The following is an 8,662-nucleotide window of genomic DNA, read 5'->3' on the forward strand; positions in this document are numbered from 1 at the left end:
CTTTTCCCTTTCAGCTCAAAATTATTACCTTTGCCAACTGTTTTCCAAAAAACAAATAAAATGAGCAAAGCAATTATCAAAACCGAAAAGGGCGATATGACTGTTGAGTTTTTCGACAAAGATGCCCCAAATACTGTTGCTAACTTTCAAAAATTAGCGAAATCAAAATTTTATGACAACGTGACCTTTCACCGCGTTATCCCGAACTTTGTGATTCAAGGCGGTGACCCAACCGGTACAGGTGCTGGTGGCCCGGGTTACAAAATTGATTGCGAATTAACCGGTGACAACCAATATCATGACCGTGGCGTGCTTTCAATGGCTCACGCTGGCCGTAACACCGGTGGTTCACAGTTTTTCATTTGCCACAGCCGCGATAACACCGCTCACCTGGACCGCAACCATACCGTTTTTGGTAAAGTTGTTGAAAACGTTGAAGTGGTTGACGCTATCCGTCAGGGCGATAAAATTTTAACCATCGAAGTAATAGAAGACTAATTAATAAAGAGTTGGGAGTTTTGAGTGATGAGTTTAACACCTCACTCAAAACCCAATACTCAAAACTCACAACTGATAAAACAAATGAATTTACAAGGAATTGTAGCCGTATCGGGCAAACCGGGTTTATGGAAAGCCCTGGCGCAAAACAAAAATGGTTATGTGCTGGAAAGCCTTGATGCGCAAAAAACCAAACTGGTAGCCAATCTGTCAACCGCTAAATTGGCAGCGCTGAGCGAGATCACCATTTTTGGGGTTGATGATGATATTAAACTGACTGATGTTTTTGAGCAGATGAAAGGCGCTGCTAACATCCCCGACGCTAAAGCTGACGGTAAAAAATTAAGGGAGTTCTTTTTTGAAGTAGCTCCTGATCATGACGAAGAGAAAGTTTATGCCTCCGACATGAAAAAAGTGATATCATGGTTTCAACTGTTAAAAGATCTGCCGCTTTTTAACGAGCCGGATCCAACCGTTGCACCGGCAGAAGCTGCAGCACCGGCCGCTGAAGCTCCTGTTGCTGTTGAAGAAGTTGCTGAAGAAGCACCAGCTGCGGCTCCAAAAGCGAAAGCTAAAAAAGCTCCGGCCAAAAAAGCATAAGCTATACGCTTTAAAACAACAAAGCCCTGGTAGTTACTACCGGGGCTTTGTTTTATGTTGTAAATAGCATTGTCATGCTGAACGATGTGAAGCATCTATTCTGCTCTTAGCAAATTCAACAATAGATCCTTCGCTACGCTCAGGATGACAGAATAGTTAATGATTAAGCGGCATCCACCGCATCATACACAATAACCTTTTCCCACAGGTGACCACAATTTTTAATAAATTCCAGGTGTATGGGATGGGTTTGGTAGGTGGCTTGTCCGGCCAGGTCGCTAAAGAACATCAGCTCGGATACTGCCCAACTATTATCTACCACGTCGCGTTTTTCGGTGCTGGCTACAACGCCTACTTTGAGTTTCTTGATGGTTTCAATTTTGGCGAGGGTTTTTACTCCTGCTACGAGCTTGTCACGGTCCTCAATTGAACCGGGATTCTTAAGCCAGAAAAATACATGGTGAACTATGGGAAATTCGTCTTTTTGATACTCTGATAATGTCATTGCTGATGTTGCTACGGTACCGGCCGCCAAAGCAGCCGTAGTGGTTATAAATTTGCGTCTGTTTGTTTTCATGGGAAGCTAAATAATGGTCTTAAATTAGTAAGAATTATTTAAAAACATTGTAACCAAAAGGATACCATATCCCCCTCAGGTTAGGTGGCACCATATTAGGCAAAACATGCCCCGCCTCTAAGGTTGATATATCCACATTTTCAATTACTTTCTTTATAGGAGCTAAAGGGGTGTTTTTAAATACCTCCTTACTTAACAAAAAGAGCGCATCTTCATAATTATACGCGGTTATACCACATCCCAAACCTAATCCACCAGGAAGCTCCCTACAATGGTTGTATTGAAATTCGAACCAATATCTTATCAGCATAATCTCTGAAGAATAATATTAGTTACTTGAGCGCTCTGTAAATCGGGGATTGCCACGTCGTTCCTTCTCGCAATGACGCGACGAAGATGGATAATTCATCTCTTACAAGCACTCCGGTTGTTTGCACTTTTCGTCGGCAAACTCAGGTTCAAAGGTGCTGTGGTTTATATCAAGATGTTCCAGGCGGTGGCGCAGGTCGTGTTTAATATTATCAAACTCGGCCATGGCTTCCGGTTTGATCACCAGGTGGGCGGTCAGCGCGTTTTCGGTAGTGCTCAGCGCCCATACGTGCATGTGGTGCACATCAACCACGCCTTTACCTTTCATCAGCTCGGCTTTGATTTTTTCCAGGTCCATTTCGGCAGGCACGCCATCCATTTCCAGGCGCAGGCTATCTTTAAGCAGGCTCCAGGTGCCACGTAATATCACAATGCCTATAATTACGCTCACTACGCTATCAATCCAATAGATCTTGGTGAAATAGATGATCAAACCAGATATCACTACCCCAAATGAAACTATGGCATCAACCGCCATATGCAGGTAGGCGCCTTTTACGTTCAGATCTTTATCCTTATCCTTTACAAAAAGCCATGCAGTAAAGCCATTAATGGCAATACCAATAAAAGCCACCCAGGCCATTGTACCGCCCGATACTACTTCGGGGTTCAGGAAACGTACCACGGCTTCATACAAAATAAAACCAACCGCCACAAACAGGATCAGCGCGTTAAAAAACGATACGATGATGGTAGACCGTTTATAGCCATATGTGTATTTACTATTGGCACTTACTTTAGTGAGCTTAAAGGCCAGAAGCGCCAGGGCTAATGAGGCCACATCGCTCAGGTTATGACCGGCATCGGTTAATAACGATAACGAATGCGTTGTTAAGCCAGCTATTACCTCAACTACTATAAAAATGGAATTCAAAAGGATGCCCACGATAAACGCGGTATTCAAATGATCCAGTTTGGGAGCATGGTCATGATGATGATGACCTGCATGTGAATGATCGTGACCTGCTGACATACAACAAAGATAGGATTTTTGATGTGCAGATATGCAAATATCAGCTATGCAGATTTTTGTCTTAATCAGAAGTTCACAATTGGAAAAAAATGTGCATGGTTTGTCTGAACCGTGATTTATCAGATTAAAGGATTACCACGATTTTTTTAATAATCCCTTAATCCTAAAATCCTATGAATCATGGTTCAGACAAAATCATTCGTGATGATAAGGTTCGCCTTTAATAATGGTATAAGCGCGGTAAAGCTGCTCTACAAAAAACAAACGTACCATCTGATGAGAAAAAGTCATGCGCGACAGCGATATTTTATCATTGGCCCGCTGATAAACGGATTGATCAAAACCATAAGGGCCGCCGATAACAAATATCATATTGGCCGATGAGCTGATCTCTTTTTTATTGATATATGCAGCAAACTGGGTTGATGAATATTCACTGCCCTTTTCATCCAGTAAAATGAGATAGTCGAGCGGGGTTACCTTTTTGAGTATCAGCTCGGCTTCTTTGGCCTTCTGTTGTTCGGCACTGAGGGCTTTGGTGTTTTTCAGTTCGTTAATTTCAACCAATTCCAGTTTGGTGTAATGCTTCAGGCGCTTTACATACTTGTCGATACCTTCTTTTAAATAAGCATCTTCGGTTTTACCAACTGTTAAAAAAGTGATCTTCATATATTGAACAAATAAACGTTTATTTAAAATATATGTGTTTATTTAGCCACAATTTTTTTAACACCAATTATGCAACAGGATATTATTAACGATTATGAGCAACGTGCTGCCGCGGCCGGTCAGGAAGCCGGTAAATATAAAAAACTGGCCAATACCTACTCCCTGTTGCGGCTCAGTATCTTCGCGCTTATTGTAGTGGCTATCTGTATTGCTGTACAGTTTGATAATTTTAGTATTGTAGCCGTTGCGTTTGTGGTACTTGTTTTCGCTTTTGCCTGGCTGGTGTCGCGCCAAAGCAAGTATGAGCGCCAGAAACAATATTTTGAGGACCTGCAAAAGGTGAATCTTAACGAGATCGATAACATATTAACCCATGCCAGTATTTATAACGATGGCACCCGGTTTGGCAACGAGAAACACTATTACACGGCTGATCTGGACATTTTTGGCAATGCCTCCCTTTATCAACTGGTAAACCGTACGGCTACATCAACCGGCAATAATAAGCTGGCGGGATGGTTTGATAAGCCATCATCCAAAGAAGTTATCCTGCAACGGCAGGCTGCGGTTCAGGAAATCGCCGTGAAAAACAACTGGAAACTGGATATCCAAACCCGGTTGGTATTTGCCCTGAAACAGGATGCGAACCAGCTACCCAATCTTTTTAAATACCTGCACATGCCACTGAATATGCCGGGTGAAAAATGGCTCAGTCGTTATACCAGGATAGCGCCGTACCTGTTCACCGGACTTTTAGTGTTAGCCTGGTTTTCCCCCATAGTAAGGTTGGTGGCGGTTTTGGTAGGCATCATCAATATGGGCCTGGTTTTTTCCAAAGCCATGTACATCACCAAGGCCGATCTGATAGCAGGTAAGATAGGCAATACCCTGGCCAATTATGCCGATGTTTTTGAACGCATTGAAGATGAAAAATGGCAGGCTGCGTATAACACTCACCTGGCTGAGCAACTTAAAACCGGACAAATATCCAACAAAATAAAAGAATTAGCCACACTGATCAATAAGCTCAATTACCATTTGAATATGATCATAGCCTTTGTGCTTAATTTATTCTTTTTATGGGATATACGCCAGGTTATAGCCATTGAGAACTGGAAACGCCAGAATAATGAAAGCCTGGAAGTTGCCTTTGACGTAATTGCCGAATTTGAGGCGCTATTGAGTTTAGCCGGACTGGCCATCAACTACCCGGAATGGAATTTCCCACTAATTGATGACCGTGATGCGTATACGCTATCTGCACAGGGCCTGGCCCATCCGCTTATTAACGTAAACAAGCGCATCGCCAATGACTATGAATTGAATGATGCCTTTAAGGTAGATATCATTACGGGATCAAACATGGCTGGTAAGAGTACTTTTTTGCGCACCATTGGTATTAATACTATACTGGCTCTTTGCGGTGCACCAGTATGTGCCAAAAGCATGCAGGTATCGGTTATTACCATCATTAGCTATATGCGGATTAAAGATTCGCTGAACGAAAGCACCTCTACTTTTAAGGCCGAGCTCGACCGCCTGCAAATGCTACTGGCCGCGGTGCAAAATGAACCAAAAATATTTTTCCTGATAGATGAAATGCTGAGGGGCACCAACTCAGTTGATAAATACCTGGGCTCAAAAGCGGTCATTGAACAGTTAATAGCTAAAAAAGCGGTAGGTATGGTAGCCACACACGATCTGCAGATTGCCCAGCTGGAAACCAAATACCCCGATTATGTACGCAATTTTTATTTTGATATCCAGGTTAAAGACGGCGAAATGCTGTTTGATTACAAGATCAAACATGGCGAGTGTAAAACTTTTAATGCTTCGCTGCTGCTAAAGCAGATAGGTATCAATGTAGAAGCAGAGGAATAGATGCAGGGAAATAGACGCAAGACTATTAGAGTCAAGAATCAAGATTGCATATCAATAATAAAAAAAGCTCCCGGTCATGTATGATCGGGAGCTTTTTTTATTGTCTTATCTTGATTCTTGACTCTAACAGTCTTGCATCCTACTTGTCTTATCTTGATTCTTGACTCTAACAGTCTTGCATCCTACTTGTCTTATCTTGATTCCTGACGACTCTAATAGTCTTGCATCTTATCTGCCACCTGGGCCACCCTGGCCACCGCTTTGATCACCTTGTTTCTGGTCGTCGTTATTAACGCCTTTTTTCTGTTGATTAGGATTGCTGAAGGTAGTTTTACCAAAGCTGTAGCTAAACGTTAAACCAAATGAGCGGAATGGAAATGCTGTAGAGCTTGTTTGGGTAAATGTAGGGCTGCTGATGTTTTGGTCGAAATGTTTATCGCGGGCAAATGGCTGTACAGTATTGAAGCCAACAGCGAGTTTTTTATTCATAAACTGCTTCTTAACACCAAACGCGTAGATGCCAAAGGCCGGGTTTGTACCCTGTATAGTTCTGCGTGACGAGTTATTAAACCCGAACAGCTCCACCAAGAAGTTATGTTCAAACTGGTAAGAAGCGCTGGCGAAAGCGGTGTATTGAAAATAAGTACCCACTTTTGAAGCGCTGCCAGCAAACTGATCAAATATAGTTGGGCTATAAGTATAACCATTGATGCTTGCCCTTATAGTCAACGCTTTTACCGGGCTTACAGATCCAAAGAAACTAGCACCGAATGAATTATTGCGACCAACGTTACGGTAGGTGGTACGTGTACCTCTAACGGTATCACCGCTGATTATTTCGGTAGCTGGCAAGCCTTCGGCGATACCCTCTATCAGGTTATTGGTTCTTTTGTAATAAACCGAAAAGTTCAGTACCGACGATTTGATAAAGGTATTATACCCTAACTCGATAGTTTGCGATACCTCAGGCGCCAGGTTAGGGTTACCTACACTTTGGTTTTGTATGTTACTACGGTTAATGAACGGATTCAGGAACTGCAGGCTTGGCCTTTGTATACGTTTGCTGTATGATAATTTAATGGTCTGATTACCAATTTGTTTTTGAACAGTTAAGCTTGGGATATAGGTAGTATAGCTTGAGCTAAACGGTTGCAAATTCTGGAACAGGTTGCTATTGGCATCCTGGAAAGGATTTTGCGGATCGCCTTTAATGCGGGTATTCTCAACACGGCCACCAGCTAATATCGACCAGCTTTTAGGCAGTGTAAAAGTTAACACGGTATAACCAGCATATACATTTTGGGTATAATCATACAAATTGGAGTTCAGTGAATCACGTACTGCGCCATTTCCCAGATCATCCGTATTGAATATATCATAGTTACTGTTAATACGGCGCTGAATAGTTTTACCGCCGGCTTCTATCTTCAACAACTTATTTACCGGCAGGGTATAATCGGCCTGGAAAGTATACTCGTTATTTTTACCATTATTATCACCGATTTGGCTTGGGTTCAGCGCGGTGAATAAGTTGGTATAATCTGTAGTAATATTACTGTGGCTCCATTGCCCGGATACGGTCAGCTCTTCACCTTCTTTTTTAAACTTATGCGTATAATCTAAACTCCAGTCGAAACCACCAAAATGGTTATGTGACATGCTTTGGCTTGTATATTGTAGCAAATTGGCATTATTAACACCACTACCATCGATATTAAAACCACCATCATTAAGCCTGAAGGTAGAGTTAATGCTATTAAACGCGTTAAACTCATAACCTGCTGTAACAGAACCAATAGCCCCATGCCTTTTAATGCGGCTGGTTGACTTATTAAAGTTATGTGTTATCTCATTGCCATTATCATCTTTCAATACCTGATCAAAGTTAGTGAGCGAAGTTTGCGGCCAGGTTAAGTTACCACCCGCGTTGATGCCTAAACTAAAGCGGTTCTTATTATAATTTAGATTCATGTTACCGTTATTTTGGCGTGTACCAACACCACCACTTATGGAGCCACTTATACCCGAAACATTTTTTTGTTTAGTGATGATGTTAATGATACCACCAGAACCTTCGGCATCATACTTGGCCGACGGAGAGGTTACCACCTCAATACTTTTTATCTGATCGGCAGGGATGGTTTTTAACACATCTGATAAACTGGCCGATGTAGCGCCAGATGGTTTGCCGTTGATCAATACACGTACGTTCTGGTCACCACGTACTGCTACGTTACCATTGATATCTACCGAAACCATAGGTACTTTCTGCAACACATCTGTAGCATTACCACCCGCGGCGGTAAGGTCTTTTTCGGCATTGTAAACAATTTTATCGATCTTATTTTCGATAAGCGGAGCCTGGCCAACTACGTTAACCTGTGCTAACGCGTGAGCACCCGGAGACAAAAGCACATTGCCCACTTTATTATCCGGCTTTGACGCAGTAGTAACCACCGGATCAATAGTTTTTGCCGGGTAACCGATAAATGATATCACCAGTTTATAACTGCCGGGTTTAACATTATCCAGTTTAAAATTACCTTTCTCATCGGTAACCACACCAGTTATGGGCGATTTACCACCGCTGCGATATAAACCTACTGTAGTGTAGTCCATTGGTTTTTTGGTAACCGAATCAATTACGGTACCCGATATACGGCCCGTAGTTGTTGGACCACTTCCCCCCACACCAAACTGAGCCTTTGCCGAAAGCGCAAAACAAAAAAGTGCTATAAGTATGTAAAAACGTTTCATTTATAAGGATTTTCGTAATTGGAGGCGAAAATAGATTAAATGTTACACCCCAAACTTTTATTTTTTTAGGAAAATAGCAATTGTCATGTATATGTTACACTAAGAAGATATTAATTCTGTGTAAACTTTAGTGAAGGAACTTTGTTGGACTGGTATTCCCCCTCCTAACGTCATTGCGAGGAGGAACGACGTGGCAATCCCCTATTTACAGAGCGGCCCTGCTAATTGGGGATTGCCACGCTACGCTCCTTTAGATTAGCATAATTATTATATTGAATTATTTGATTGAGAAAGAAGCAGGGTAAACTATGCTTCGCTCCGGGTTAGTGACTCACATT

General features: G+C 42.2%; 7 protein-coding genes. 3 read left to right on the forward strand and 4 right to left on the reverse strand.

Annotated features, from left to right (window positions below; translation table 11 throughout):
* The first annotated feature begins 60 nt into the window (after nt 1-60).
* Both FHW89_RS22425 and FHW89_RS22430 read left to right on the forward strand, forming a co-directional pair.
* A complete protein-coding gene (locus FHW89_RS22425; protein WP_172337284.1) occupies nt 61-498 on the forward strand; it encodes a peptidylprolyl isomerase in 438 nt (145 codons plus the stop codon).
* A gap of 84 nt (nt 499-582) precedes the next feature.
* Nucleotides 583-1,098 (forward strand): DUF5606 domain-containing protein, encoded by a 516-nt coding sequence (locus FHW89_RS22430; RefSeq protein ID WP_172337285.1) that lies wholly within the window; start codon nt 583-585, stop codon nt 1,096-1,098.
* Nucleotides 1,099-1,261: 163 nt separating this feature from the next.
* Here FHW89_RS22430 and FHW89_RS22435 read toward each other — a convergent pair whose 3' ends face one another.
* The 3 genes from FHW89_RS22435 to rlmH all read right to left on the reverse strand — a co-directional run bounded on the left by FHW89_RS22435 (nt 1,262) and on the right by rlmH (nt 3,686).
* Nucleotides 1,262-1,675 (reverse strand): Dabb family protein, encoded by a 414-nt coding sequence (locus FHW89_RS22435; protein WP_172337286.1) that lies wholly within the window; start codon nt 1,673-1,675, stop codon nt 1,262-1,264.
* 412 nt (nt 1,676-2,087) lie between these two features.
* Complete coding sequence (locus FHW89_RS22440; RefSeq protein WP_172337287.1) at nt 2,088-3,017, reverse strand: cation diffusion facilitator family transporter; 930 nt, start codon at nt 3,015-3,017, stop codon at nt 2,088-2,090.
* A gap of 195 nt (nt 3,018-3,212) precedes the next feature.
* On the reverse strand, nt 3,213-3,686 hold the full coding sequence (gene rlmH / locus FHW89_RS22445) for a 23S rRNA (pseudouridine(1915)-N(3))-methyltransferase RlmH (protein WP_172337288.1): 474 nt from the start codon (nt 3,684-3,686) through the stop codon (nt 3,213-3,215).
* Nucleotides 3,687-5,006: 1,320 nt separating this feature from the next.
* On the opposite strand from rlmH, the gene FHW89_RS29210 reads away from it, so the two are divergent.
* A complete protein-coding gene (locus FHW89_RS29210; RefSeq protein ID WP_371742479.1) occupies nt 5,007-5,567 on the forward strand; it encodes a hypothetical protein in 561 nt (186 codons plus the stop codon).
* A gap of 228 nt (nt 5,568-5,795) precedes the next feature.
* Here FHW89_RS29210 and FHW89_RS22455 read toward each other — a convergent pair whose 3' ends face one another.
* The gene (locus tag FHW89_RS22455; RefSeq protein ID WP_172337290.1) at nt 5,796-8,324 is read right to left on the reverse strand and encodes an outer membrane beta-barrel family protein; all 2,529 of its coding nucleotides are present in this window, start codon (nt 8,322-8,324) and stop codon (nt 5,796-5,798) included.
* Nucleotides 8,325-8,662: the final 338 nt, after the last annotated feature.

It is taken from the genome of Mucilaginibacter sp. SG564 (assembly GCF_013149275.1).
Classification (GTDB): Bacteria; Bacteroidota; Bacteroidia; order Sphingobacteriales; family Sphingobacteriaceae; genus Mucilaginibacter.